This is a genomic window from Actinosynnema pretiosum, assembly GCF_024171695.1.
In the GTDB taxonomy this organism is placed as follows: Bacteria; Actinomycetota; Actinomycetes; order Mycobacteriales; family Pseudonocardiaceae; genus Actinosynnema; species Actinosynnema pretiosum.
Window position 1 is genome coordinate 121088 of sequence record NZ_JAMTCF010000004.1, and the last position, 26801, is coordinate 147888.

Annotated in this window: 26 protein-coding genes; 24 read left to right on the forward strand and 2 right to left on the reverse strand. The window is 73.6% G+C overall.

Annotated features, from left to right (window positions below; translation table 11 throughout):
* Window positions 1–84 precede the first annotated feature (84 nt).
* Entirely contained in the window at window positions 85–270 is a 186-nt protein-coding gene (locus LV78_RS09685) for a hypothetical protein (protein ID WP_253844524.1), read from the reverse strand.
* A gap of 432 nt (window positions 271–702) precedes the next feature.
* Here LV78_RS09685 and LV78_RS09690 point away from each other — a divergent pair, with 432 nt between their 5' ends.
* The 8 genes from LV78_RS09690 to LV78_RS09725 all read left to right on the forward strand — a co-directional run bounded on the left by LV78_RS09690 (window position 703) and on the right by LV78_RS09725 (window position 12003).
* On the forward strand, window positions 703–2457 hold the full coding sequence (locus LV78_RS09690) for an alpha/beta fold hydrolase (protein ID WP_308208691.1): 1755 nt from the start codon (window positions 703–705) through the stop codon (window positions 2455–2457).
* 268 nt (window positions 2458–2725) lie between these two features.
* Complete coding sequence (locus tag LV78_RS09695) at window positions 2726–4069, forward strand: ammonium transporter (protein WP_253844525.1); 1344 nt, start codon at window positions 2726–2728, stop codon at window positions 4067–4069.
* Window positions 4066–4404 (forward strand): P-II family nitrogen regulator, encoded by a 339-nt coding sequence (locus tag LV78_RS09700; RefSeq protein ID WP_015804626.1) that lies wholly within the window; start codon window positions 4066–4068, stop codon window positions 4402–4404. The genes LV78_RS09695 and LV78_RS09700 overlap by 4 nt, the downstream gene beginning before the upstream one ends.
* 20 nt (window positions 4405–4424) lie before the next feature.
* Window positions 4425–6788: a [protein-PII] uridylyltransferase gene (locus LV78_RS09705; protein ID WP_253844526.1), complete on the forward strand. Its 2364-nt coding sequence runs from the start codon at window positions 4425–4427 to the stop codon at window positions 6786–6788.
* A gap of 490 nt (window positions 6789–7278) precedes the next feature.
* Window positions 7279–7818 carry an AAA family ATPase gene (locus tag LV78_RS09710; protein WP_308208692.1) on the forward strand — a complete coding sequence of 180 codons (540 nt, stop codon included), beginning with the start codon at window positions 7279–7281 and terminating at the stop codon, window positions 7816–7818.
* Window positions 7819–8783: 965 nt separating this feature from the next.
* On the forward strand, window positions 8784–10337 hold the full coding sequence (gene ffh / locus LV78_RS09715; protein WP_253844528.1) for a signal recognition particle protein: 1554 nt from the start codon (window positions 8784–8786) through the stop codon (window positions 10335–10337).
* On the forward strand, window positions 10334–11404 hold the full coding sequence (locus LV78_RS09720) for an amidohydrolase family protein (protein ID WP_253844529.1): 1071 nt from the start codon (window positions 10334–10336) through the stop codon (window positions 11402–11404). Before ffh ends, LV78_RS09720 begins: the two co-directional genes overlap by 4 nt.
* Window positions 11405–11559: 155 nt before the next feature.
* Complete coding sequence (locus tag LV78_RS09725; protein WP_253844530.1) at window positions 11560–12003, forward strand: avidin/streptavidin family protein; 444 nt, start codon at window positions 11560–11562, stop codon at window positions 12001–12003.
* An 89-nt stretch (window positions 12004–12092) separates the two neighbouring features.
* Here the strand turns inward: LV78_RS09725 and LV78_RS09730 are convergent, their stop codons facing one another.
* On the reverse strand, window positions 12093–12254 hold the full coding sequence (locus LV78_RS09730) for a hypothetical protein (RefSeq protein WP_253844531.1): 162 nt from the start codon (window positions 12252–12254) through the stop codon (window positions 12093–12095).
* A 449-nt stretch (window positions 12255–12703) separates the two neighbouring features.
* On the opposite strand from LV78_RS09730, the gene LV78_RS09735 reads away from it, so the two are divergent.
* From LV78_RS09735 to LV78_RS09810, 16 genes are all read left to right on the forward strand, one after another.
* Window positions 12704–13420, forward strand: a complete 717-nt coding sequence (locus LV78_RS09735; protein WP_015804621.1) for a CPBP family intramembrane glutamic endopeptidase — start codon at window positions 12704–12706, stop codon at window positions 13418–13420.
* Window positions 13417–14175 (forward strand): LamB/YcsF family protein, encoded by a 759-nt coding sequence (locus tag LV78_RS09740; protein WP_253844532.1) that lies wholly within the window; start codon window positions 13417–13419, stop codon window positions 14173–14175. The genes LV78_RS09735 and LV78_RS09740 overlap by 4 nt, the downstream gene beginning before the upstream one ends.
* Window positions 14176–14328: 153 nt before the next feature.
* Entirely contained in the window at window positions 14329–14766 is a 438-nt protein-coding gene (gene rpsP, locus LV78_RS09745) for a 30S ribosomal protein S16 (RefSeq protein ID WP_253844533.1), read from the forward strand.
* A complete protein-coding gene (locus LV78_RS09750; RefSeq protein WP_015804618.1) occupies window positions 14763–15002 on the forward strand; it encodes an RNA-binding protein in 240 nt (79 codons plus the stop codon). Before rpsP ends, LV78_RS09750 begins: the two co-directional genes overlap by 4 nt.
* Before the next feature lie 6 nt (window positions 15003–15008).
* Complete coding sequence (gene rimM, locus LV78_RS09755) at window positions 15009–15527, forward strand: ribosome maturation factor RimM (RefSeq protein ID WP_253844534.1); 519 nt, start codon at window positions 15009–15011, stop codon at window positions 15525–15527.
* Window positions 15517–16257, forward strand: coding sequence for a tRNA (guanosine(37)-N1)-methyltransferase TrmD (gene trmD, locus LV78_RS09760; protein WP_253844535.1), 741 nt, complete (start codon window positions 15517–15519; stop codon window positions 16255–16257). The genes rimM and trmD overlap by 11 nt, the downstream gene beginning before the upstream one ends.
* A gap of 172 nt (window positions 16258–16429) precedes the next feature.
* Window positions 16430–16789 carry a 50S ribosomal protein L19 gene (rplS, locus tag LV78_RS09765; protein ID WP_253844536.1) on the forward strand — a complete coding sequence of 120 codons (360 nt, stop codon included), beginning with the start codon at window positions 16430–16432 and terminating at the stop codon, window positions 16787–16789.
* Between the two features lie 55 nt (window positions 16790–16844).
* Window positions 16845–17765 carry a signal peptidase I gene (lepB, locus tag LV78_RS09770; protein ID WP_372494835.1) on the forward strand — a complete coding sequence of 307 codons (921 nt, stop codon included), beginning with the start codon at window positions 16845–16847 and terminating at the stop codon, window positions 17763–17765.
* A gap of 4 nt (window positions 17766–17769) precedes the next feature.
* Window positions 17770–18669, forward strand: coding sequence for a signal peptidase I (gene lepB, locus LV78_RS09775; protein WP_253844538.1), 900 nt, complete (start codon window positions 17770–17772; stop codon window positions 18667–18669).
* Between the two features lie 9 nt (window positions 18670–18678).
* Window positions 18679–19455 (forward strand): ribonuclease HII, encoded by a 777-nt coding sequence (locus LV78_RS09780; protein WP_372494836.1) that lies wholly within the window; start codon window positions 18679–18681, stop codon window positions 19453–19455.
* 19 nt (window positions 19456–19474) lie between these two features.
* A complete protein-coding gene (locus LV78_RS09785; RefSeq protein ID WP_015804611.1) occupies window positions 19475–19798 on the forward strand; it encodes a DUF2469 domain-containing protein in 324 nt (107 codons plus the stop codon).
* A 296-nt stretch (window positions 19799–20094) separates the two neighbouring features.
* A complete protein-coding gene (locus LV78_RS09790) occupies window positions 20095–20448 on the forward strand; it encodes a YraN family protein (protein WP_253844539.1) in 354 nt (117 codons plus the stop codon).
* Complete coding sequence (locus LV78_RS09795) at window positions 20448–21968, forward strand: YifB family Mg chelatase-like AAA ATPase (RefSeq protein ID WP_253844540.1); 1521 nt, start codon at window positions 20448–20450, stop codon at window positions 21966–21968. Before LV78_RS09790 ends, LV78_RS09795 begins: the two co-directional genes overlap by 1 nt.
* A 1084-nt stretch (window positions 21969–23052) precedes the next feature.
* On the forward strand, window positions 23053–24195 hold the full coding sequence (dprA, locus tag LV78_RS09800; RefSeq protein ID WP_253844921.1) for a DNA-processing protein DprA: 1143 nt from the start codon (window positions 23053–23055) through the stop codon (window positions 24193–24195).
* A gap of 33 nt (window positions 24196–24228) precedes the next feature.
* A complete protein-coding gene (locus LV78_RS09805) occupies window positions 24229–25206 on the forward strand; it encodes a tyrosine recombinase XerC (protein ID WP_253844541.1) in 978 nt (325 codons plus the stop codon).
* A gap of 721 nt (window positions 25207–25927) precedes the next feature.
* Entirely contained in the window at window positions 25928–26752 is an 825-nt protein-coding gene (locus LV78_RS09810) for a FliA/WhiG family RNA polymerase sigma factor (RefSeq protein WP_253844542.1), read from the forward strand.
* Window positions 26753–26801 lie beyond the last annotated feature (49 nt).

Consider the following 26801-nt stretch of genomic DNA (forward strand, 5'->3'; position numbering starts at 1 on the left):
GTGGATCTCCCGTAGTCCTGTGGGGTGACGGGGCGGTGGAACCGCCACCGGCATCGCGGAAGCCCAACCGGGAGGAGATCCGGGCTACCGGGCGGACCTCGCCCTGGCGCGCCGCGCCGCCGACGACCCGGCCGAGCGCGAGGGCGTGCTGCTCATCAACCCCGGCGGTCCCGGCGGTTCGGACGTGGACTTCGCGCTCGTGGCCGAGAACTGCTTCAGCCCGGAGGACTTGGCGAGCTTCGACGTCGTCGGCGTGGACCCGCGCGGCATGGCGCTGAGCGCGTTCTACGGCCCAGGCTGGGCGCGGCCGGCGACCACCCTGACCCGGCTTGACTCGCCGGGCCGGCCCTCTTCGGCGTGGCGGAGCCGGAGCTGGGCCTCACCGCGATGGGCTCGGTGTTCTGCCAGGACTGGGCGCTGCCGGTGCGGGACCACGCGGAGTTCCAGGAGATCACCGAGCGCAGCCTGGCGCTGTCCTCGAACACACGCGGCTCGGTGCTGGGGCAAGCCGCGGCTGCCGGGCGCGCGCGGTGGTTGAGGCGCGCTGCCGCTGGTGGGCTGATCGCGGCGCGCCCCCGCCGTTCGGGCTCAGGGCGAACCCCGCCGGATCTCGGGGGCGGGCGGCGACTTGCGGCGGATGCGACCGGGAACGCCCGCGCGGCACCCTTCTGGCGTTGATCAAGCCTTCGACCAGGAGGAACCGTGCGAAGAACCCCGTGGGCGCCCGTCGTGGCCACCGCGCTCGTCGCCGCGCTGGCCGCCCCCGCCGCCGCTGAACCCGCCGCCGCTGAACCCGCCGCCGCTGAACCCGCCGCCGTGACCCCCGCCGCCGTGACCCCCGCCGCCGTGACCCCCGCCGCCGCTGAACCCGCCGCCGTGACCCCCGCCGCCGTGAACCAGGGCGCCACCCCGACCCCCGCTTCGACCACCGAGACCACCGAGACCTCCGCCGCCGACCCCGACCCCGGCTACCGCGCCCCGATCACCTGGTTCCCGTGCCCGGAGGACGCCACCGCCGAGTGCGGGACCACCCCGATGCCCGTGGACTGGAAGCGCCCCGGCGGCGCCCGGTTCGACCTCGCGATCGCCCGCCGCGCCGCGACGGACCCGGCCGCGCGCGAGGGCGTCCTGCTGGTCACGCTGGGCGGTCCCGGCGGGTCCGGTGTGGACTTCGCGCTCGCCGCCCACCGCTACTTCAGCCCCGAGGTGCTGCGCCGCTTCGACGTCGTCGGGGTGGACCCGCGCGGCGTCGCCCGCAGCCACCCCGTGGTCTGCTCGGCGGCCAAGCTCGCCCAGGCGCCCTCGCCCAAGCCCGCGAACCAGGCCGAGTTCACCGCCCTCGCCCGCCACAACCGCGAGCTGGCCGCCGACTGCCGCGCCCGCACCGGCCCGCTGCACGACCACGTCGACGCGCTCAGCGTGGTCGCCGACCTGGACGCGCTGCGCAGGTCGTTGGGGGAGCGCAGGATCAGCCACTTCGCCCTGTCCTACAGCACCCTGTACGGCCAGCTGCACGCCGAGGCGCACGGCGACCGGGTGCGCGCGGTGGTCCTGGACAGCGTCATGGACCACAGCCTGGACATCGGCCGCTTCGTGGAGACCGAGGCCGCCGCCGCCGAGGACTCGTTCACCGAGTTCGTCGCCTGGTGCGGGCGGGCGCCCGAGTGCGCGCTGCACGGCCGCGACGTGGTCGCCCTGTGGCACGGCCTGCTGGCGCGGGCCGAGCGCGGCGAGCTGCCCGACCCGGACCGGCCGGGCGCGGCGCTGACCGCCGACGCCGTCCGCGAGTCCGCGTTCGTCGACGGCTTCTACCTGCCGGACTGGTCGGGCCTGGCCACCCGCCTGGCCGCGCTGGACGCCGCACCCGCGCCCACCGGACCGCCGACCGCGCCGACGCCAGCGCCAGCACCAGCACCAGCACCAGCACCAGCACCAGCGCCCGCGTTCACGACCGCGCCGCCCGCGCTCGTGCCGCCCGCACCCGGCCCGGACCGCCCCACCACCCCCGCCGAGGTCGTCCCGCACCCGTTCCCCGCCGTGTTCTGCCTGGACTGGAGCGTCCCGATCCGCGACCACCGCGCGTTCGCCGCCCTCACCGCCCGAGCCGCCCGCGCGGCCCCGAACATGGGCGGCTCCCCGCTGAACACCCAGGTCCTGGCCTCCTGCGTCGGCCGGGCCGACGACGTCGTCGTCCCCCAGCGCGACCTCGACCTGTCGGACTCCCCGAAGCTCCTGCTGCTCAACGCCCGCCACGACCCGGCCACCGCGCACGCCTGGGCCGCAGGCGTCCACCGCCGCAACCGCGCCTCCACCGCCCTGCTCACCTACGAGGGCTGGGGCCACGGCGTCTACGACCGCAGCGCGTGCACCAGGTCTGCCACCGACGCCTACCTCCTGCGCCTGACCGCGCCCGCCAAGCCCGTGACCTGCCCCGCCGTCACCCCGACCGGACCCTGATCACCACCCGGTGACCGACCGTCGCTCCGTCCCACGACCGCGCCACCGCGCCGTCCGGACGGGGTGACCCCCGGCACCGTCCGTCACCGGAAGAACGGCCCGATTCCGGTACCGCCGGGTGAAGAATTCCTGCCTTCAAACCCGCGAAACCCGTCCGTAACAAGCCGGATCCGACAGTTCACCGGGGTGAAACGTTCCGCGTCGGCGGGCGAAACAGCCGCTGTCGATGCTCCCCTGCAACCGACGTGCTGTTGCTGTGGAGGTCGACGTGGATACAGGGGACACCGCCTGGGTGCTCGCCAGTGCCGCACTGGTGCTGCTGATGACCCCCGGACTTGCCTTCTTCTACGGGGGCATGGTCCGCTCGAAGAGCGTGCTCAACATGATGATGATGAGCCTGGGCGCCATGGGCGTGGTCGGTGTGCTCTGGGTGCTGGTCGGCTACTCGACCGCGTTCGGCGCCGACCTCGGCGGTGGCCTGCTGGGCAAGCCGTTCGAGTTCTTCGGCCTGAACGGGCTGCTCACCCCGGACTCGCTGTTCGGCACGATCCCGACCACGGTCTTCGTCTCCTTCCAGGCGATGTTCGCGATCATCACCGTGGCCCTGATCTCCGGCGCGATCGCCGACCGCGCCCGCTTCGGCCCGTGGCTGCTGTTCGCGGGCCTGTGGGCCCTGGTCGTCTACTTCCCGGTCGCGCACTGGGTGTTCGACTTCGACGGCAAGGACGCCGACGGCAACGTCGTCGACCCCGGCGGCTGGATCGCGAACAAGCTCGCCGCCATCGACTTCGCGGGCGGCACCGCCGTCCACATCAACGCGGGCGCCGCGGCGCTGGCGCTGGCGATCGTCCTCGGCAAGCGCGTCGGCTGGCCCAAGGACCGCATGAAGCCGCACAGCCTGCCCCTGGTCGTGCTCGGCGCCGGTCTGCTCTGGTTCGGCTGGTACGGCTTCAACGCGGGCTCCGCGCTCGGCGCCAACGCCACCGCGGGCGTCACCTTCATCAACACCACCGTCGCCACCGCCGCCGCGATGCTCGCCTGGCTGCTGGTGGAGCGCATCCGCGACGGCCACGCCACCACCCTGGGCGCCGCGTCCGGCGTGGTCGCCGGTCTGGTCGCCATCACCCCGGCCTGCTCGTCGGTCACCCCGCTCGGCGCGATCGCGGTCGGCGCCATCACCGGCGCCCTGTGCGCGCTGGCGGTCAGCCTCAAGTACCGCCTCGGCATCGACGACTCGCTCGACGTGGTCGGCGTGCACCTGGTCGGCGGCCTCTCCGGCACGATCCTCGTCGGCTTCTTCGCCAGCGACGCCGCCCCGGCGGGCGTCAACGGCCTGTTCTACGGCGGCGGCGTCGACCAGCTCTGGCGGCAGGCCGTCGGCGCGATCGCGGTCTTCGCCTACTCCTTCGTCCTCAGCCTCGCCCTCGGTTACCTGGTCAAGCTGACCGTCGGCTTCCGCGCCGAGCAGGACGACGAGGTCGGCGGCATCGACGAGGCCGAGCACGCCGAGACCGCCTACGACCTCGGCGGCCTGTCCGGCTCGCGCGGCTCCGCCAAGCCCAGCGTCGCCGCGGGCGCGTCCGCGGTCCTTGAGGGGAGCAACAAGTCGTGAAGCTGATCACCGCGATCGTCAAGCCGTTCACGCTCGACGACGTCAAGACGTCACTGGAGCAGCTGGGCGTCCTGGGCATGACCGTCAGCGAGGTCCAGGGCTACGGCAGGCAGAAGGGCCACACCGAGGTCTACCGGGGCGCCGAGTACGCCGTGGACTTCGTGCCGAAGCTGCGGATCGAGGTGCTGGTGGACGACGCGGCCGTGGACAAGGTCCTGGACGCCGTCGTCGAGGCCGCCCGCACCGGCAAGATCGGCGACGGGAAGGTCTGGGTCACCCCGGTCGACACCGTGATCCGGGTCCGGACCGGGGAGCGCGGCACGGACGCCCTGTAGCGATGACTGGAGACGGCCGGATGGAGCACACCGAGACGGCCGTCGTCACGGCTGACGACCTGGTGCGGGCGCGCGATCGCCTGCTCGCACCGGGTCGTCGCCGTCTGACGGGCGAGGCCGTGCGCGAGGCGCTGGTCGACCTGCACGAGTTCTGGCTCACCGCGCACGCCTCGTCGGCGGGCGTCGGCGGGGCGGGCAGCGGGCTGGCGCTGGTCGCCGTCGGCGGTCTCGGCCGCCGCGAGCTGGTCCCCTACTCAGACCTCGACCTGCTGCTCGTCCACAACGGGCAGAACGCCAAGGGGCAGGACACCGTCGAGGAGATCGCCGAGAAGCTCTGGTACCCGCTGTGGAACTCGGGCATCGGGCTCGACCACTCGGTCCGCACGGTCGGCGAGGCGCTGCGGGTGGCGTCGACGGACCTGCGCACCGCCATGGGCCTGCTGGACGCGCGGCACCTCGCCGGTGACGCGGAGGTCAGCGGCAGGCTCGCCGAGGGCGCGCGGCAGGCGTGGCGCGCGGGCGTGCGCGGCAGGCTGGACGAGATCGCCGAGTCGGCGCAGCGCCGCTGGGCCCGCAGCGGCGACATCGCGCACCGCGTCGAACCCGACCTCAAGCACGGGCGCGGCGGGCTGCGCGACCTGACCGTGCTGGACGCGCTGGCCGCCGCCCAGCTGGTCGACCGGCCGGGCGTCGAGGTCGCCGAGGCCCGCAGGCTCCTGCTGGACGTGCGCACCGAGCTGCGCCGCGTCGCCGGGCGACCGCGCGACGTGCTGCGCGCCCAGGACGGCGACGAGGTCGCCGCCGCGCTCGGCCTGCTGGACCGGTTCGCGCTGGCCCGCGCCCTGTCCTCGGCCGCGCGCACCATCGTCTACGCGGTCGACGTCGCCACGCGCGCCGCCCGCGCCGCCGTCCCCCGCCGGGGGCTCGGCGTGTTCGCCCGCTCGCCGCTACGCCGCGCGCCGGTCCGCAAGCCGCTGGACGAGGGCGTCGTGCTGCACGGAGCCGAGGTCGCGCTGGCCCGCGACGCCTCGCCGACCAGGGACCCGGCGCTGCTGCTGCGCGTGGCCACCGCCGCCGCGCGCTCCAAGCACCCCATCGCCGCGGGCACGCTGACCCGGCTCGCAGACTCCGCGCCGGAGCTGCGCCAGCCGTGGCCGCGCGAGGCCCGCGACGAGCTGCTCGCGCTGCTCGGCACCGGTCCCGGCCTGGTCGACGTGGTGGAGGCGCTGGACCGCACCGGGCTGTGGGGCAGGCTGTTCCCGGAGTGGGGCGCGGTCCGCGACCTGCCGCCCCGCGACGCCGCGCACACCTGGACCGTCGACCGGCACCTCGTGCAGGCCACCGCGCACGCGGCCAAGCTCGTGACCAGGGTGTCCCGGCCGGACCTGCTGCTGCTCGGGACGCTGGTGCACGACATCGGCAAGGGCAGGCAGGCCGACCACTCCGAGGTCGGCGCGGCGCTCGCCACCCAGATCGGCGAGCGGCTGGGGCTGTGGCCGAACGACGTGGAGCTGCTGACCGCGATGGTGCGGCACCACCTGCTGCTGCCGCACACCGCGACCAGGCGGAACGTGGAGGACGAGGCGACCGTGCGGCGCGTCGTCGACACGCTCGGCGGCGACCCGGTGCTGCTGGAGCTGCTGCACGCGCTCGCCGAGTGCGACTCGGTGGCGACCGGGCCCGGCGTGTGGTCGGACTGGAAGGCGTCGCTGGTGCGGGACCTGGTGGCGCGCTGCCGCGCGGCCATGGCGGGCGACCCGCTGCCCGCGCCGGAGCCGCTGGACGAGCGGCAGCGCGAGCTGGCCGCCTCGGTGACCGCGTCGGGGAGGCCGGACGTGCTGCTGGAGGCGTCCGGGCAGGTCGCGACGGTGTCGGTGGCCGCGCCGGACCGGCCGGGGCTGCTGTCCAGGGCGGCGGGCGTGCTGGCGCTCAACTCGCTGGAGGTGCACGCGGCCGTGGTGGCCGCGCACGAGGGCGCCGGGGTGCAGGTGTTCACCGTGTCGCCGAGGTTCGGGTCGCTGCCGGACGTGGCGCTGCTGCGCGAGCAGTTCGCGCGGGCGGTGGACGGGTCGTTGCCGCTGGCGGAGAAGCTGGCCGCGAAGGAGCGGGACTACGGCGGCCCGCCGCTGGACCCGCCGCCCGCGCGGGTGCTGTGGTTCGACGACGAGTCGACCGGGTCGGTGGTGCTGGAGCTGCGGGCGGCCGACCGGATCGGGTTGCTGCACCGGGTCGCGGACGCGCTGGAGCGGTGCGGGTTGGACGTGCGGTGGGCGCGGGTGGCGACGCTGGGCGGGACGGTCGTGGACTCGTTCGCGATCACGTCCGCGTCCGGGGCGGTCGACCGGGTCGCGGTGGAGCGCGCTGTGCTCGCTTCCTCAGGGTGACTGCGTAGCACTACGTACACCCGATCGGGGGAGGTCACGCTGCCCCTCGGGTCCGCCGAACGGCAGGCTCTGCGGTGTGGCGCCAGGGGGGACACCGGGCGCCGCGAACCGGGGGCCCGGTTCGGTCTACCGAGGGGTTGGGCCGGCTCGGGCCGCCAGACCTCCGGCGCGGTTGGCACTCCCGGACCGACCGCCCGGAGGTCTCCGCACGGAGGGTGACCCATCGCTCGGACGGGTTACCCCGTGCGCGGGCGGGAACGCTGCGCGGCTGCGATCGGAGTGCGTAGTTCTGCCACCAGGGGGGTGGGTGAACCACGCCGGTCGCGGCCTGCGGCTGCACGCGGTCACGCCCAGGTCGGCCCCGCTCTGCTCGGGTTCACCGGACCGGGCGACAAGATCGCCCAGGGTTGCCTGCCGTGCACTGTGGGTAGCACCACCATTCGACGGGGGAACTATCCGGTGTCCGAAACGTCTGTTTAGCATGGAAACGATGACCACCGTCGCCGTGGCGCCGCGCTCGCTCATCGTGCTGGCCGGACTGCCGGGCGCGGGCAAGACGACCCTCCTGACCACCGTCGACACGGGCGGCGAGCCCACCGCGGTGCTCGACTCGGACCAGGTCCGCGCGGCGCTGCGGGCCGCCCTCCCGACCGGCCTGCCGTACCGCTGGTACCGACCGCTGGTCCACCTGGCGCACCGGACCAGGGTGCTCTGGCACGCGCTCACCTCACCGGGCCTGCTCCTGGTCCACGAGCCCGCGACCAGGGCCACCACGCGGGCCGCGCTGGTGGTGGTGGGCGTGCTGTCGGGGCGGCCGAGGCACTTCCTGTGGCTGGACGCGAGCCCGGACGAGGCGTTCAGCGGCCAGGTCAGGCGCGGCCGGGTGATCAGACACCACTCGTTCGCGAAGCACGTCCGTAGGGCGGAGACCTTCCGCGCCCGCTTCACCGAGGACCACCCCCCGAGGGGCTGGCGCGCGCTCACCAGACTGACCAGGGCGGACCGGTTGCGGTTGACGGTGACGGGCTGAGCGCAGGTCGCGGTCGCGCTGGCGGCTGCCGGAGTGTGGTCGCCACTGAGCGGGCGGCTGCTGAGCCGACCACCCCAGGCCCCGACCTGGTGCCCCGCCCACTGCCGCTGTTCCCCTGCCACCGATCCGCCCGACGAGGCCGGACCGCGCTACTGCCCTGCCCGCTACTGCCCTGCCCACGGGACCGGTCACGGGGGCCGATCACCGGACCGCACGAACCCGACTCACCCGCCACTGTGCTGACCGGCCGATTCACCCATCCGCCCGTATGAGGCCGTTCCGCCTACCGCGCCCAGCCGCCGTAGCGCGCAGGTCCTCCGAGCCTTGCTCGCGGTCCGGTTGAACGGTCCGTTCAACCTATGGGTGAGTGGTCCGTTCGCCCGGCTGCCCAACTCGGCCAAAGCGCCCACCATCCGCTGGAGCCGACCGCTGTGTCCCGCCGCTGTGGGCCACCATTGTGGCCTGCCACTATGTCCTGCCACCTGCTGCGGTCCGCAGTTGTGGTGTGCGTTCTTCGAGGCTTGCTCGTGGTCCGGTTGAACGGTCCGTTCAACCTGTGGGCGAGTGGTCCGTTCGCTCGGTCACCCAGCTGGCTAAAGCCCTCGCCGCCCGCCGTGGTCTGCCGCCTGCTTTGCCCCGCCGCCGTAGTGCGCGGGTCCTTCGAGGGTTGCTCGTGGTCCGGTTGAACGGTCCGTTCAACCTATGGGCGAGTGGTCCGTTCACACGGCCACCGAACTCCGCCGAAGCGCCCGCCAGTTGCCACCCACCGGTCACCCCCTCCACCCCCCCACCCGCCCGACCACCGCTTTCCCCCTCCCCGTCACCCCCACCCCACAACCGTCCGTGACATGCCCCCGCCCCAGTGCGGCTACTCTGGCGTGCAGGCAATCGCCGCCCGGTCCCGCGCCCGACGGGGGTCGACGCGGCCCGTGATCATCCGACGACGTGCGAGGTCTGGCGGCACCGTGTTCAACACCCTTTCCGACCGGCTCACCTCGGTCCTGCAGAACCTGCGGGGCAAGGGGCGGCTCTCCGACGCCGACATCGACGCCACCGCGCGGGAGATCCGGGTGGCGCTGCTGGAGGCCGACGTCGCGCTGCCCGTCGTGCGCGCCTTCATCGCCAAGGTGAAGGAGCGCGCCAAGGGCGCGGAGGTCTCCCAGGCGCTGAACCCGGCCCAGCAGGTCATCAAGATCGTCAACGAGGAGCTCGTCGCGATCCTCGGCGGCGAGACCCGCCGGATCAACCTGGCGAAGAACCCGCCCTCGGTGATCATGCTCGCCGGCCTCCAGGGCGCGGGCAAGACCACCCTGGCGGGCAAGCTCGCCAGGTGGCTGCGCAACCAGGGCCACACCCCGCTGCTGGTCGCCTGCGACCTCCAGCGCCCCAACGCCGTCACCCAGCTCCAGGTCGTCGGCGAGCGCGCGGGCGTCCCGGTGTTCGCCCCCGAGCCCGGCAACGGCGTCGGCAACCCGGTCGACGTCGCCCAGCGCGGCATCGCCGAGGCCAAGCGGGCGCAGCACGACGTCGTCGTCGTCGACACCGCCGGTCGCCTCGGCGTCGACGAGGAGATGATGCGGCAGGCCGCGGACATCCGCGCCGCCGTGAACCCCGACGAGGTCCTGTTCGTCGTCGACGCCATGATCGGCCAGGACGCGGTCAACACCGCGACCGCCTTCAGCGAGGGCGTCGGCTTCACCGGCGTCGTGCTCACCAAGCTCGACGGCGACGCCCGAGGCGGCGCGGCGCTGAGCGTCCGCGAGGTCACCGGCCAGCCGATCCTGTTCGCCTCCAACGGGGAGAAGCTGGAGGACTTCGACGTCTTCCACCCCGACCGGATGGCCAGCCGCATCCTCGGCATGGGCGACGTGCTGACCCTCATCGAGCAGGCCGAGCAGGCATTCGACGCCGAGCGCGCCGAGGCCGCCGCCGTCAAGATGGGGTCCGGCCAGCTCACGCTGGAGGACTTCCTGGAGCAGATGCTCGCGATCCGCAAGATGGGCCCCATCGCGAACCTGCTGGGCATGCTGCCCGGCGCGGGTCAGATGAAGGACCAGCTCGCGATGCTGGACGAGAAGCACCTCGACCGCGTGCAGGCGATCATCCGGGGCATGACCCCCGCCGAGCGGGACGACCCGAAGATCATCAACGCCTCGCGCCGCCTGCGCATCGCCAACGGCTCCGGCGTGAAGGTCAGCGACGTCAACGACCTCGTGACCCGCTTCTTCGACGCCCGCAAGATGATGTCGCAGATGGCGGGCCGCTTCGGCCTGCCCGGCGCGGGCGGCAAGAACAACCGCAAGAACGCCAAGGGCAAGAAGGGCAAGAAGGGCAAGGGCGGGCGCGGCCCGACGCCGCCGAAGATGCGCGGCGGCTTCCCCGGCATGCCGGGCATGTTCCCCGGTGGGATGCCGGGAATGCCGGGGATGCCCCCCGGTCAGCTCCCGCCCGGCCTCGGCGGCGGCATGAACGAGCTGCCCCCCGGCGTCGACCCGACCAAGCTGAAGTTCGGCAAGTGAGCGGTCTGCACCTGCGCGGCGTCGTCCTCCCGGACGACGAGCCGCGCGACCTCTGGGTGGTCAACGGGCGCGTGCGGACCAAGCCGGTGCCCGGCGCGCGGACCGTCGTGGACGGCGGCTACCTCGTGCCGGGCCTGGTCGACGCGCACTGCCACGTCGGCCTCGGCCCGAAGGGCGCCGTCGAGCTGGACGAGGCGGTCGAGCAGGCCGTGGCCGACCGCGCCTCGGGCGCGCTGCTGCTGCGCGACGCGGGCTCCCCGGTGGACACCCGGCCGCTGCAGGAGCGGCTCGACCTGCCCAGGATCATCCGCGCGGGCAGGCACGTCGCCCGCCCCAAGCGGTACCTGCGGCACATCGGCGTCGAGGTCCAGGACCCGGCCGAGCTGCCCGCGATCGTCGCCGAGCAGGCGGCGGACGGCGACGGCTGGGTCAAGCTCGTCGGCGACTGGATCGACCGGGAGACCGGCGACCTCGCCCCGCTGTGGCCGGACGAGGTGCTCGCCGAGGCGATCGCCGTCGCCCACGCGGCCAAGGCGCGCGTCACCGCCCACGTGTTCGGCGAGGACGCCCTGCCCGGACTGCTCGCGGCGGGGATCGACTGCGTCGAGCACGGCACCGGCCTGACCGACGAGACCATCGCGCTGATGGCCGAGCGCGGCACGGCGCTGGTGCCCACGCTGATCAACATCGAGACGTTCCCGTCGATCGCGGCGGGCGCGGACCGGTACCCGGCGTACCAGCGGCACATGCTCGACCTGCACGCCCGCAACCGCGACACCGTCGGCAAGGCGATCGACGCGGGCGTCCCGGTGTACGCCGGGACCGACGCGGGCGGAGGCATCGCGCACGGCCGCATCGCCGACGAGATCGCCGCGCTGCGCGACGCGGGCATGACCGCCGAGCAGGCCATCGGGTCCGCCTCCTGGGCCGCCCGCGAGTGGCTGGGCTTCCCGTCCCTCGTGGAGGGCGCGGCGGCCGACGTCGTCGTCTACCCGACCGACCCCAGGCAGGACCTCTCCGTCCTGCGGCGCCCGAGCATGGTCATGCTCCGGGGGCGCGTGCTCTGACCGACCGGGGTCGCGCGAACCGACCCCGGTCTCACGAAGTGGTGAAACCCGCCGCCCCGTCACCCGTCCACCGGGTGACGGGGGCTTAAACCCCGCCACGCCCCGCGAATACCGTGCCGCGCAACCGTTCCAAGCGCGCACCGCAGGGGGTAGGCATGGGCATCGGCGGAACCTGGCACAACGAGCTCGGCTCCACGCTCGTCATCGCCGTCGACGAGGACGGGAACGTCACCGGCGAGTACACCTCGGCGGTGGGGGAGGCGGCGGGCAGCTACCCGCTGCTCGGCCGCTGCAACAACCCCGTCGACGCGGTGCACGGCGCGGCGATCGGCTGGACCGTGTCCTGGGTGAACGACGTCGTGGACGCGCACTCCGTGACCACCTGGAGCGGCCAGCACTTCGAGGCCGGGCCCGACCCCGAGCGGATCACCGCGAGCTGGCTGCTCACCAGCGAGACCACCACCGCCGAGGTGTGGGAGTCCACCGTGGTCGGCCAGGACCTGTTCACCCGCGTCCCGCCCGACGCCGGGGCCGTGGCGCGCCTGCTGCGGATGGGCGCGCGGTCCTCGCACCCGCTGCGCGCGCACATCCGCGCCTGACCCCTCGGAACCCGGTCCCCTCCGCACTAGTGCGCCTTGCGCCCCCGCGCGCTGCGGCCGTCAGGGTGATCTTGACCTGTCCGGTCGGGTCAGGGCGGTGTCGCCGCCGGTACGTTCGGACGGGTGCGGGACCCGAGCGCCGAGGCGTCGAACGGGGGCTTCCCGGCCTGCGGGACCGGCCAGGCGGCCTGCTCGCCGTGCCCGCGCCCCGCCGGTCCGCCTCCGAGCCCGATCGCGCGAGTGGTGTCCACGACCCGACCGGGGGTACCCGGGGGTGTGCGCACCGAGCCGAGCCGGGACCCCGGCGCCCAGCGGACCGGTCCCGTCGCGCCGCAGCCCCGCGCACCGCGCCTCCCCGCCCGAGCACCCGCCCCCACCCCCACGAGGGCCGCAGCGGGCGGTTCAGCCGGGCGGACCACCCGGTCCGGTGAACCCCGGCCCGCGTCCCGGACCGCCGCGCGACCGGGGAGCGCCCCTCGACGCCCGGCCCGCCCGCGCCCCACCACCGCACCCGCCCCGAGCGGGGACGCCCGGCGCGCGCGAGCCCGCCCGACCGCCGGTCACCGCCGCCCGACCGGTCACCGCCACCAACCAGCGCCCCGCGCGCCCGAGGCGCGCGAGCACGTCGTGACTAGGGTGATTGCCTGTGAACCCACCACCGGATGAGCGGCCGACAGGTCTCATCGCGAGCGTCCGGGCCGTGGGGTTCGCCCCGGAACCCGCGCCGACCGGACAGCGCTGGGGCTTCGGCGCGTTCCTCGTCGTGCAAGCGGTCTTCGTGCTCAGCGCGGTGTTCATCACCGCCGCGGGCCGGGAGTTCGGGGTGGACCCCGTCACCTTCGTCCTCGTGGGGGCGATGACGCCGACCCTGCTCGCCGCCGCCACCGCCGTGCTGATCACCAAGCTGCGCGGCAACGGCCCGTTCGTCGACCTGCGGCTGGAGTGGAACTGGGCGGACGTGAAGGTCGGCTTCAAGCTCGGCCTGCTCGGCCTGGTGCTGACCTACGTGGCCGCGCTCACCTGGTCCCGCCTGGTCGGCGACCAGAACGCCACCTCGGCCATCGGCGAGCTGGTCGACGGCGCGGCGCTGCCGCTGTCCGCCGCGATCGCCATGTTCTGCTACGTGTGCTTCATCGGCCCGGTCTGCGAGGAGCTGATCTACCGGGGCCTGCTGTGGGGCGCGATCGAGCGGCAGGGCTGGAGCCGCTGGGCGGCGTTCACGCTCAGCACCGCGATCTTCGCCGCGAGCCACCTCGAACCGATCCGCACCGTGCTGCTGATCGTCATCTCGCTGCCCATCGGCATCGCGCGGCTGATCACCCGCAGGCTCACCGCCAGCGTGGTGGCGCACGTGGTCAACAACTTCTTGCCCGGACTGACCATGCTGCTGATCGCACTGGGGGTGATGCCCGCGTGAGCCTCGACCTGAACAGCGACCTCGGCGAGGGCTTCGGCATCTGGAGGCTCGGCGACGACGAGGCCCTGCTCGACGTCGTGACCAGCGCGAACGTCGCCTGCGGCTTCCACGCGGGCGACCCGACGATCATGCGCAGGGCGTGCGAGCTGGCCGCCGAGCGCGGGGTGGCGGTGGGCGCCCAGGTGTCCTACCGGGACCTCGCGGGCTTCGGGCGGCGGTTCATCGACGTCGACCCGGTCGAGCTGGCCGACGGCGTGCTCTACCAGATCGGGGCGCTCCAGGCGTGCGCTCGGGCGGCGGGCACGGACGTGGTCTACGTCAAGCCGCACGGCGCGCTCTACAACGCCACGGTCCACCACGACGCCCAGGCCCAGGCCGTGGTGGCGGGCGTCCGGGCGTTCGGCGACCTGCCCGTGCTCGGCCTGCCCGGCTCCCGGCTGCTGCACCACGCCGAGGCGGCCGGGCTGCGGCCGGTGCGCGAGGCGTTCGCCGACCGGGGGTACACCCCGGAGGGGACGCTGGTCCCGCGCTCGCGGCCGGACGCCCTCCTGACCGGCACGGACGCGGTCGTGGAACGGGCCGTGAGACTGGCCACGGCGGGCGAGATCGTGGCCGTCGACGGGACCGTCCTGGCCGCCGAGGTGGACTCGTTGTGCCTGCACGGGGACACGCCGGGGGCCGTCGAGCACGCCCGCGCGGTGCGGTCCGCGCTCACCCGAGCGGGTGTGGAACCGGGTCGATTCGTCCCCCGCTAGCGGGGTCTGGCAGAATTGAAGGCTGTTCGCCGAGGCCGGTCCCTCTCACCGTGCCGTGGCGCGCCCAGACAGTTTGGGTTCTTCCGGCCCGTGCCCCACTCGGGCGGAGGACGCCCGCACATGCACGAGAGAACCCGAGGAGCACCGGAACCCGTGGCCGTCAAGATCAAGTTGCAGCGCCTTGGCAAGATCCGCCAGCCGTACTACCGCGTGATCGTCGCCGACGCGCGCACCCGCCGCAACGGCAAGGCCATCGAGACCATCGGCAAGTACCACCCGAAGGACGAGCCCTCGTTCATCGAGATCAACACCGAGCGGGCGCAGTACTGGCTGGGCGTCGGCGCGCAGCCGACCGAGTCCGTCCAGCGCCTGCTGGAGATCACCGGCGACTGGCAGAAGTTCAAGGGCCTGCCGGGCGCCGAGGGCACGCTGAAGGTCAAGGAGCCCAAGACCAGCAAGGCGGACCTGTTCGCCGCCGCGCTGGCCGCCGCCGGCTCCGAGCCGACGACCGAGGCCACCACGCCGAAGAAGAAGGCCGCCAAGAAGGCTGACGCCGAGGCCGCCGAGGCTCCCGCCAAGGACGAGGCGTGAGCTTGTTGGCTGACGCCCTCGAACACCTCGTTCGGGGCATCGTCGACCACCCGGACGAGGTCCGGGTGAACCTGGTCACGACCCGGCGGGGTCGCACGCTCGAGGTGCACGTCCACCCGGACGACCTCGGCAAGGTGATCGGCCGCTCCGGCCGCACCGCGACCGCGCTGCGGACCGTGATGGCGGGCATCGGCGGTCGTGGCGTGCGCGTCGACGTGGTCGACACCGACCGCTAGACGAGCATGGACGTCGTCGTCGGCCGCGTGGCCAAGGCGCACGGCATCCGCGGCGAGCTCGCCGTGGACGTGCGCACCGACTCGCCGGAAGCGCGCTTCGCACTGGGCACCGTCCTGGCCGCGAAGCTGCGCGACGGCACGTCCCGCGACCTCACCGTCGCAGCCGCCCGGTACCACTCCGGGCGGCTGCTGGTGCGGTTCGAGGAAGTCCTCACGAGGGACGTCGCGGAACTCCTGCGGGGCACCCTGCTGCTGGGCAGCACGGACGCCCTGCCCCCCACCGACGACCCGGACGAGTTCTACGACCACCAGCTGGAGGGCCTCGCGGCCGAGCTGGCGGACGGGACCCGGATCGGGACCGTCAAGGAGATCGTGCACGGCCCCGGCGGTGAGCTGCTCGTCCTCGTCCGCGAGGACGGCTCCGAGGCGCTGGTGCCGTTCGTGAAGCAGATCGTGCCCACCGTGGACGTGGCCGGTGGCCGCGTCGTCGTCGACCCGCCAGAGGGCCTGCTCGATGCGGATTGACGTCGTCACGATCTTCCCCGAGTACCTCGACCCGCTGCGCCAGGCCCTCCTGGGCAAGGCGATCGACAGGGGTCTGATCAGCGTCGGCGTCCACGACCTGCGGAACTGGACGCACGACGTGCACAAGGCCGTGGACGACAGCCCGTACGGCGGCGGCCCCGGCATGGTCATGAAGCCCCAGGTCTGGGGCGACGCGCTGGACGAGGTCTGCGCGGGCGAGCAGCCGCCGCGCCTGGTCGTGCCCACCCCGGCGGGCAGGCCCTTCACCCAGGAGCTCGCGCACGAGCTGGCCGCCGAGCCCCGCCTGGTGTTCGCCTGCGGTCGCTACGAGGGCATCGACCAGCGCGTGGTGGACGACGCCTCGCGCCGGATGCGGGTGGACGAGGTGTCCATCGGCGACTACGTGCTCGTCGGCGGCGAGGTCGCCGTGCTCGTCGTGGTGGAGGCCGTCGTGCGGCTGCTGCCCGGCGTGCTCGGCAACGCGCTCTCCGCGCAGCAGGACTCGTTCTCGGACGGCCTGCTGGAGGGCCCCAGCTACACCCGGCCCGAGGTGTGGCGCGACCTGGCGGTGCCGGACGTGCTGCGCTCGGGAAATCACCGGGCCATCGACCGCTGGCGCAGGGACCAGGCGCTCCAGCGCACCCGCGACCGGCGTCCCGACCTGCTCGAAGCCCTGCCCGACGGCGCGCTCGACAAGCACGATCGGGCGTTCCTGGACGGCTCCCGGTAGGGTCGATTTCACCCTGCCGCGCCGCGTCTGGCACACTGGACAGGTTGCTGCACCCGGATCATCTCATTCGGCGTGCGCCGCAAGCCCGCCCCCGCGCGTGTGAAACCTCTGCACTTGGGACGCGAACCGGGGGAGTTACTGCACCACACGTGAGGACGAGGACGGACCACCGATGAACACCCTGGACGCTCTTGACGCCCAGTCGCTGCGCTCCGACATCCCGAGCTTCCGGCCGGGCGACACGCTGAAGGTCCACGTCCGCGTCATCGAGGGCTCCCGCGAGCGGGTCCAGGTGTTCCAGGGCGTCGTCATCCGCCGCCACGGCGGTGGCGTGCGCGAGACCTTCACCGTCCGCAAGGTCTCCTTCGGTGTCGGCGTCGAGCGCACCTTCCCGGTGCACTCCCCGAACATCTCGGAGATCGAGGTCGCCACCCGCGGCGCCGTGCGTCGCGCGAAGCTCTACTACCTCCGCGACCTGCGCGGCAAGGCCGCCAAGATCAAGGAGAAGCGCGACGCCAAGCCGGTCGCCTGAGGCCTTTCCAGCCTCCTGACGCGGTGCTCACGCACGGTGGGTAATGTCTCACCGTGTGACAGACGCCGTGCGGCCCTCATCGGGCGAAGGTGACCAGGACCGTCCCCCCGTGACCGGGTCCGAACAGGACCCGGTCACGGACGGTGGCGGAGCCGAGGAGAAGAAGAAGCAGCCGCTCTGGCGCGAGCTGCTGATCCTGGCGGGCACCGCGCTGGTGCTCACCGTCCTGATCCAGACCTTCCTCGCGCGGGTGTACGTCATCCCCTCGCAGTCGATGGAGCAGACCCTGCACGGGTGCACCGGCTGCCAGAACGACCGCGTGCTCGTGGACAAGCTGACCTACAAGTTCAGCGACATCGAGCCCGGCGAGGTCGTCGTCTTCCGAGGCCCCCAGTCGTGGGGCCAGAACGACTTCTCCTCCAGCCGCTCCGACAACCCCGTCGTGAGCAGCCTCCAGTCGGTCGCCTCCCTGATCGGCCTCGCGCCGCCCGACGAGCGCGACTTCGTCAAGCGCGTCATCGCCACCGGCGGCCAGACCGTCGAGTGCTGCGACGACCAGCACCGCCTCCTCGTGGACGGCAAGCCGCTGGACGAGCCGTACATCTACTGGCAGCCCGGCACCTCGCCCGAGGACCACGAGCCGTTCGCGCCGGTCACCGTGCCCGAGGGCAGCCTCTGGGTGATGGGCGACAACCGCACCAACTCCACCGACTCCCGCAAGCAGGGCGGCGGCGGCGTCAACGGCGCGGTCCCCGAGTCCGAGGTCATCGGCAAGGCCCGCGTCATCGTGCTGCCCCCCTCGCGCTGGCAGGGCATCGGCGACCACAACCCGCAGGCGCAGGCGATCGGCGCGCCCGCCTGGCAGAGCGGCATCCCGGCCGGTGTCGGCCTCGCGGCGGCGTTCCCCGTCCTGCTCCTCGGCCGCAGGTTCCGCGCCCGGCTGACCAAGGTCACACAGGGCAAGTCGGTAACCTGACTCGGTGTTCTACGTCGGACGTCACCGGCGGTCCTCCGGAGAAGAACCCGAGGAACCGGTCGACGAGGAGGCCGTCCAGCGGTGGCGGGAGCGCGCCCGGAAGGGGCGCAAGGGCGCCTTCTGGAAGGAGCTGCCCGTCCTCGTCCTCGTGGCGGTCGGGCTGGCGTTCCTGATCCAGTCGTTCCTCGCCAGGGTCTACATGATCCCGTCCGAGTCGATGGAGCAGACCCTGCACGGGTGCGCGGGCTGCTACGGCGACCGCGTGCTCGTGGACAAGCTGTCGTACCGGTTCACCGACGTCTCGCCCGGTGACGTGATCGTCTTCCACGGGCCGGACTCCTGGGTCAACCAGGAGTTCCACCCGCCGCAGGACACCAGCGGCCTCGCCGGGGTGATGGCCTCGCTCGGCCAGCTGATCGGGCTGCCCTCGCCGAACGAGGAGGACTTCGTCAAGCGGGTCGTCGCCGTCGGCGGGCAGAGCGTGGAGTGCTGCGACGAGCAGAACCGGGTCAAGGTGGACGGCAAGCCGCTGGACGAGCCGTACGTCTACTGGGAGCCGGGGCGCAGCACCGTCCAGGAGTCGTTCCCGAAGCTCGACGTGCCACCCGGCTACCTGTTCGTGCTCGGCGACAACCGGAACGACTCGTGCGACTCGCGGTGCCAGGGCGACGGGCGCGAGGGCGGGCTGGTGCCGGTGACCGACGTGGTCGGCAAGGCGCGGCTGGTGGTGCTGCCGCCGTCGCGGTGGAAGTCCATCGACGACCACGACCCGCAGGCCGCCGCGATCGGCGCGCCCGCCTGGCAGGACGCGGCGCCGATCGGCGTCGGGGCCGCCGCCGCGTGGCCGGTGCTGCTGCTGGGCAGGCGCGTGCGCAGGAAGCTCCGGTGGGGGCGGCTGGGATAGGGTCGGCTGGTGATCCGCAAGCCAGTGCGCGCCCAGGTCCGGTCGGCCTCGGGCACCTGGGCGTTCCAGGCCGCGCTCGACCGGCGCGGGCTCGGCCCCGTCGCCGGGGTCGACGAGGCCGGTCGGGGCGCGTGCGCGGGGCCGCTCGTGGTGGCGGCGGCCGTGCTGCGGACCGGGGACGCGGCCAGGTTCACCGGGCTCACCGACTCGAAGCTGCTCACCGCCGCCGCGCGCGACCGGATGTACGACCTGGTGCTGGAGCGGGCGCTGGACCACGCGGTGGTCGTGGTGCCCGCCGAGGAGGTCGACGCGCTCGGCGTGCACGTGGCGAACGTCGAGGGGATGCGGCGGGCGGTGGCCCGGCTGGGCACGCACCCCGGCTACGTGCTCACCGACGGGTTCCCGGTGCCGGGGCTGACCGCGCCCAACGCGCCGCTGGTCAAGGGCGACCGGGTGGCCGCCTGCGTGGCGGCGGCGTCGGTGCTGGCGAAGGTGACCAGGGACCGGATCATGGCCGAGGTGCACGAGGAGCTGCCGGTCTACGGCTTCGACGTGCACAAGGGGTACGGCACCGCGGCGCACACCGCGGCGCTGCTGGAACACGGGCCGAGTGGGCAGCACCGCTGGTCGTATGCGAACGTGGCGGCTGCGGCGGCCAGGCTCGGCCTGGAACCACCACCGCACCGGGTGGCGCGCGGCGTCCCCACCGCAGGCGTGGTCCAGAATGGAGGACCCCCGCAGACCGGCGGTGGCAGGCCCGCGACGAGGAGGGGCGCGGATCGATGAACACCCGCGCGGAGGCGTGATGAGTGCAGAGGATCTCGAGAAGTACGAGACCGAGATGGAGCTGTCGCTGTACAAGGAGTACCGCGACATCGTCAACCAGTTCTCGTTCGTCGTGGAGACCGAGCGGCGGTTCTACCTGGCCAACACGGTGGACGTGCAGGTCCGCAACGCGGACGGCGAGGTCTACTTCGAGGTGCGGATGTCCGACGCCTGGGTCTGGGACATGTACCGGCCCGCCCGGTTCGTCAAGAACGTTCGGGTGATCACGTTCAAGGACGTGAACGTGGAGGAGTTGGACAAGCCGGAGCTGCGGCTGCCGGACAGCGGGCCGTTCAACACCTGATCCAGCGCACGTCGGCCGGCTGGCCGGTCGTCCGGTCGTCCTGGTCTCGGTCTCGGGAAGGGGCTCTCCTGCGGGAGGGCCCCTTCCGGCGTTTCCGGGGGCTTGCCCCCTTCGGGTTCTCCGAGTTCTCGCGCGTCCCCACCGGATGCCGCTTAGCACGTCCCGGCAACTCCTCCTCCGCTCTCTCCACAGCCCGCGGAGTTGTCCACAGGCCCCGATTTCCCCTTGGCCACCGCCCCTTCCCCCGGCGCACAGTCGATCCCGAAGACCCCTTTCCCCCTTCTTCGGAGGTCACCGTGACCGCGTCGCACGTGCTCGGCAGGCTCGGCGAGAGCGTCGCCTGCCGCTACCTGGAGCGCCAGGGCCTGGTGGTGCTGGCCCGCAACTGGCGCTGCCCCTCGGGGGAGCTGGACGTGGTCGCCACGGACGGCGTGCGGCTCGTGGTGTGCGAGGTGAAGTGCCGCTCGGGTTCCGGCCGGGGTGATCCGCTGGAGGCGGTGGCGCCGGAGCAGCTGGGCCGGGTGCGCAGGGCCGCGCACCGGTGGCGGCGCGAGCACCGGCTGTCCGGGGTGGCGGTCCGGGTCGACCTGGTGGGCCTGGAGTGGCCCCCAGGAGGCCCGGTGCGGCTGCGGCACGTCAGGGGCGTGTGATGGCGCTGGCGAGGGCGTGGTCGGTGGCGCTGCGGGGTGTGGAGGGCGTGCCGGTCGAGATCGAGGCCGACGTGGGCGCGGGGTCGGTCGGCACCCAGCTGCTCGGGCTGCCCGACGCGGCGCTGCACGAGTCGAAGGACCGGGTGCGGGCGGCGGTGCGCAACAGCGGCCAGACCTGGCCCGCGCACCGGGTCACCCTGGGCCTGTCCCCGGCCTCGATGCCGAAGGGCGGCACCGGGTACGACGTGGCGCTGGCGTGCGCGGTGCTGGCGGCGGCGCAGGTCGTCCCGGCGGATCGCCTGGAGGGCACCGCCCTGCTCGGCGAGCTGGCGCTGGACGGCCGGGTGCGCTCGGTGCGGGGCGTGCTCCCCGCCCTGGTGGCGGCCCGCTCGGCCGGACTGCGCCGTGCCGTGGTCCCCCTGGCCGCGCTGCCGGAGTCGTCCCTGGTGACCGGCCTGGACTGCCTCGGCGCGGGTTCGCTGCGCGACGTGATCACCTGGCTGGGCGGCGACGACACCGCGCTGGTGCCGCCCGGTCCGCCGACGTGGTCCGGGTCCGCGCAGGGCCCCGACCTGGCGGACGTGGTCGGTCAGCCGGAGGCGAGGTGGGCGCTGGAGGTGGCGGCGGCGGGTGGTCACCACCTGCTCCTGACCGGTCCGCCGGGCACCGGCAAGACGATGCTGGCGCAGCGCCTGGTGACCCTGCTGCCGCCGCTGTCGGTGGAGGAGGCGCTGAGCGTGACGGCGGTCCACTCGGTGGCGGGCCTGCTCACCGAGGAGGCACCCCTGGTCACCACCCCGCCCTTCGTGGCCCCGCACCACTCCACCTCCATCTCGGCCCTGGTCGGCGGCGGCACGGGCCTGGCGAAGCCGGGCGCGGTCAGCCGGGCGCACCGGGGCGTGCTGTTCCTGGACGAGGCGTGCGAGTTCGGCGCGACCAAGCTCGACTCGCTGCGCACGGCCCTGGAGGAGGGCGAGGTGCGGGTGGCGAGGAGCGACGGCGTGGTCCGCTACCCGGCGGGCTTCCAACTGGTGCTGGCCACGAACCCCTGCCCGTGCGCCCCCGCGCGCGACCTGGACTGCGTCTGCCCGTCGGCCGTCCGCCGCAGGTACCAGTCGAAGCTGTCGGGCCCCTTGCTCGACCGCGTGGACCTGCGGGTCCCGATGCGCCCCCTGACGGAGGGAGCCATCGCGGCCCACCCCCATCCCCCGGAGCCGACGGCGGTGGTCCGCTCCAGGGTGGCGGAGGCGAGGGCGCGGGCGGCGCACCGCTGGTCGGAACACGGCTGGCAGGCGAACGCCCAGGTGCCCGGCCCGATCCTCAGACGCGAGCACCCCCTGCCGGAAACGACCACCCACGCACTCCAGCTGGCCCTGTCGAGGGGCGCCCTGACCGGCAGGGGAGCCGACCGCTGCCTGCGCGTGGCCTGGACCCTGGCCGACCTGGACGGCGCCCGCGAACCGACGAGGGCCCACGTGACCGCAGCCCTGGACTTCCGAGAACGCACCCAACCCTGGTGACCCCCACCCGCACCACACCCCCACCTCCCGAGGAAGGCCGCCCATGACCGAGAACCCCCACCTCCAAGCCGCAGAGCAAGCCCTTTCCCGCCTCCTGACCTCAACCACCCCACGCTCCGCCCCCACACCGGGCAAGCGCTCTCCAACCACCCCCCACACCCCGCCCACCCCAACGGCCACCCCAATCCCGCCCGCCGCTCGCCCAGCGCCCACCACTCCCACTCCAACCACCGTTCACACGACGACCGTCGATCCCGTCCCCACCACTGCTCCCACCTCGGCCACTGCCTCTGCACCCGCCGCCGTCCTGATCCAGACAGCCACCCTTACTCCGCCCGCCACCTCCAACCCACCCGCCGCTTCCATCCCGGTTGCTGCCATCACCCCGGTTGCTACTTCCGCCCCTGCCACGGCTCCCACCCCGGCAGGTACCCGCGCTTTGGACACCACCCCCGCCGGGCCCTGCACCCCCGTTCAGGCCACCACCACGCCACCCCGTGCTCCCACAACCACTCCCGCCTCCCACACCTCCACTTCTCCTCGTGGCGGTACTCCCAGCCCCGCCACGCCTGCCTCTCCCGCCACCCCGAACAGCCCTCACGGCTCGATCCCCAACAGCTCCCACAGCCCGGCCTCCGCCCACACCTCCGGCCCGGCTTCTCCCCACACCCCCGTCTCCGTTCCGGCTTGTGCACCCGCCTTCGCTGCTTCCGCCTTTACCTCCGCTGTCCCCGGCCGAGTCTCAACCGCTGCCCCAGCCGTCCCTGCTGCCGCAGCCACCCCTGCCTCCGTGCCCGTGCACACGCCCATGCCCGCCCCTGCTCCGGCCTCTGCGCCTATCCCGACTTCGGCTCAGGCGCCCGTCCCTGCCTCGGTCCCCGCGTCTGCCCCCGCATCGACCCAAGCTCCGGCCTCTGCCTCTGCCCACGTTCCAGCCTCTGCCTCAGTCCGCGCGCCTGTTCCGCCTTCGGCTCGCGCACCCGCCTCCGCCTCCGCCTCCGCACCCGTCTCCACCCCCGCCTCCGCCCGCTTCACTCCCGCCTCCGCTCGCGCGCCCGCTTCCACTCCCACCCGCCGCCCCGACCTGGACGCGATTCGGCTCGCCCGCGCGTACCTGTCGCGCGTCGCCGAACCGCCCGCGTTCGCGCTCTCCGCGTTCGTCGCGGCGGTCGGGCCGGTCGAAGCGGCGCGGCTCGTCCAGGTCGGGGACGTTCCAGTGGCCGTCGCCGGTGAGACCGAGGCTCGGCGCCGTGAGTGCCGGGCCGAGGAGGACCTGCGCCTGGTCGCCCGCGTCGGTGGGCGGCTGGTGGTGCCCGAGGACGACGAGTGGCCCGCCTGGCCGTTCACGGCGTTGGCCAACGCCGCGCGGAACGGGGGGCGGTGCGGCCTTGAGCCGCTCGCGCTGTGGGTGCGTGGCGCGGGTCCGCTCGGAGGGCTGGTTGAGCGGGCGGTCGCGGTGGTCGGCAGCCGGGCGGCCAGCGGGTACGGGTTGCACGTCGCGGCAGAGTTCGGGGCCGGGCTCGCGCGGGCCGGGGTGACCGTGGTGTCCGGGGCCGCCTACGGGATCGACGGGGCGGCGCATCGCGGGGCGCTCAGCGCGGGCGGGGTGACGGTCGCGGTGCTCGCCTGCGGCGTCGACCGGGCTTACCCCGCCGGGCACACGGGGCTGTTGGAGCGCATCTGCGCCCAGGGGCTCGTGGTCAGCGAGTACCCGCCCGAGCGCACGCCCGCCAAGCACCGGTTCCTCACCCGGAACCGGATCATCGCGGCCCTCGGGGACGGCACGGTCGTGGTCGAGGCCGGGAGGCGCAGCGGGGCGAAGAACACCGCGGCCACGACCACCGCGCTCGGGCGGGTGCTGATGGCCGTGCCGGGGCCGGTCACCTCGCTCAGCTCGCTCGGGTGCCACGACCTGCTCCGGTCGGGCGAGGCCGTGCCGGTTGCCAGCGCGGCCGAGGTGGTCGAGTCCACCGGGCGGTTGGGGGTGGACCTGGTCGAGAGCGCCCGCCGGTCCGACGACGGCGAGCCCAAGGGCGAGGCGCTGCGGGTGCACGAGGCGCTCAGCCCCGCCGTCGAGCTGACGGCCGACGCGGTGGCCGTCGAGTCCGGGGTCGAACCGGCGCGCGTGCGGGCGCTGCTGCCGCAGATGGAGCTGGTGGGGCTCGCCAGTCGGGGCCATCGGGGCTGGAAGCGTTCCCAGCCGGGAAGCGGGCGTGGCGATGCTTGACCGGGGGCGCGCGGTGCCCCAGCGTCAGAGAACGTGTCCCCGCCTCCCCACCGCCGCCCGCGCCGCGTCGACCTCGTCCGGCTCCGCCGCGAGCTGCCGTCCGACGTCGCCACCGCGCTCGACGCCTACGAGCGCCACCTGTCGTCGGAGCGCGGGCTGTCCCCGCACACCGTCCGCGCCTACCTCGGCGACGCGGTCGCGCTGCTCGTCCACCTCGCGGCCGGGACGCCGGGGGACGCGGCCATCGAGTCGGTGGACCTGCTCGGCCTGCGCTCGTGGCTGGCCGCCCAGCACGCCGAGGGCGCGAGCCGGACGAGCACGGCCAGGCGCGCCGCGTCGGCCAGGGCGCTCACCGCGTGGGCCGCCCGCACGGGCCTGCTGACGGACGACCCCGGTCCCAGGCTGAACGCCCCGCGCCCCCACCGCACCCTGCCGGTGGTGGTCCGTCCGGACCAGGCCGGGGCGGCGCTGGAGGCCGCCGCGACGGGCGCGGAGCAGCACGATCCGGTTGCGCTCCGTGACCGGGCCGTGGTGGAGTTGCTGTACGCGTCGGGGGTTCGGGTCGCTGAGTTGTGCGGGCTCGACCTCGACGACGTGGACTACTCCCAAAGGGTGATTCGAGTGCTGGGCAAAGGCAGTCGCGAGCGCACTGTTCCGTTCGGCGTCCCGGCCGAACGGGCAGTTCGTCAATGGGCGGACCTGGGAAGATCCGCCCTGGTCACGGAGCGTTCGCATCGAGCCCTGTTCCTCGGCGCCCGTGGCGGCAGGCTCGACCCGCGTACCGCCAGGAGGGTTGTCCACGATGTCATGGGTGCGGCACCCGGCTCGGCTGACGTCGGCCCGCACGGCCTGCGCCACTCCGCGGCCACGCACCTGCTGGAAGGGGGAGCCGATCTGCGCACCGTCCAAGAGCTCCTTGGTCACGCTACGCTCGCAACGACTCAGCTCTACACACACGTCACCGTCGAACGGCTGAAGGCAATCCATGATCGAACCCACCCCCGCTCCTGACGCCGCAGGGGGCCGATCGCGGACCGCCACCGTGGCCACACCCCCAGCCCAGCAAGCCCCCAAGAACGGCCACAACCACCCGGCCCCGCACCAGGTCCAAGCCCAAGCCCAAGCCCAGGCTCCGGCCACGCAGTGCCCCCAGGCCAGGACGGCCGCTCAGAACCACCGCCCCCAGGAGCAGCAGCCCACCCCCCAGCGGCCCGCTTCCCCGCAGACCACCGCTCCGCAGGCCGCTTCCCCACAGGCTGCTTCCCCCCAGGCCGTCGCCCCGCAGACCACCGACCAGCCGCCTACCGTCCAGTCACCAACCGCCCAGCCACCAACCGCCTCACCGCTGATGCCCCCACCGCCGATGCCCTCAGTGCCGACGCCGCAAGCGCCGATGTCCGGATCGGCGACGCCCCACCCTGCTCCGCCCGCCCCCAGGCGGCAGCAGGACAACCGGGATGGGCAAGACCGGCAAGGGCTTCCGGGGCAGCAGGGGGATGAGCGGGGGCAGCGGCAGGTCGAGTCGGAGCAGTGGTCCGCTGAGCTGCAAGTTCCCGCTTTGCAGGGGGATGTGCCTTCGGGAGCCGGGGATTCCGGTGCCGGGGTGACTGGTGGTGGCGCCGGTGATGGCGGGATTGCGGCCGGTGTCAGTGATGCCAGTGATGCCGGTGCCGCCGGTGATGGCGGGGCTTCCGGTGCGGTGGCTGGTGGGGCTGGGGCCGGGAGTGGTGAGGTGCGGGTTGGGCGGCCTGCTCACGCTGCTGCCGAGTCGCGGACCGCCGATGACGTCGAAGCCGGGATCATCGCGCTGTGGCACACCTACGGGCAGTCCCGCGAGCAGGGGCTCCGGGATCGGTTGGTGCTGCACTACGCGCCGCTGGTCAAGTACGTCGCCGGGCGGGTCGGGACCGGGTTGCCCGCGCACGTCGACGTCGCCGACCTGATCCAGTCCGGGATCTTCGGGCTGGTCGACGCCATAGAGAAGTTCGAGCCCGAGCGCGGACTCAAGTTCGAGACCTACGCCATGCAGCGCATTCGCGGCGCGATCCTGGACGACCTCAGATCGCAGGACTGGGTTCCCCGTTCGGTGCGCAGCAGGGCTCGGGACGTCGAGCGTGCGCTGGAACGGCTCGGTGGGCGGTTGCAGCGGACGCCTACCGATCGGGAGCTGGCGGCTGAGCTGAAGATCGGGCTCGGGGAGCTGCGGGAGCTGTACGCGCAGTTCCAGCTCACCAGCGTCGTCGCGCTGGACGAGTTGATCGCCGCAGGTCGGGCCGCCGGAAGTGCGGGCTCCTCGTTGGCGGAGTCGCTGCCCGACGAAGGCGCCGAGGACCCGGTCGCCTCGCTGGTCGACCAGGACAGCCGTCGGCAGCTCGCCGACGCCATCGCCCAGCTCGCCGAGCGGGATCGGGTCGTGGTCACGCTGTACTACTTCGAGAACCTCACGCTGGCCGAGATCGGCAAGGTCCTCGGGGTCACCGAGTCCCGCGTCTGCCAGCTGCACACCAGGGCAGTGCTCCGGTTGCGCACGAAGATCAACGAGCAGCTCGAAACCTGATCACGCGACCCGCGACAGGCCTGACCGGCGACCTGTTTGACCTGGCGAC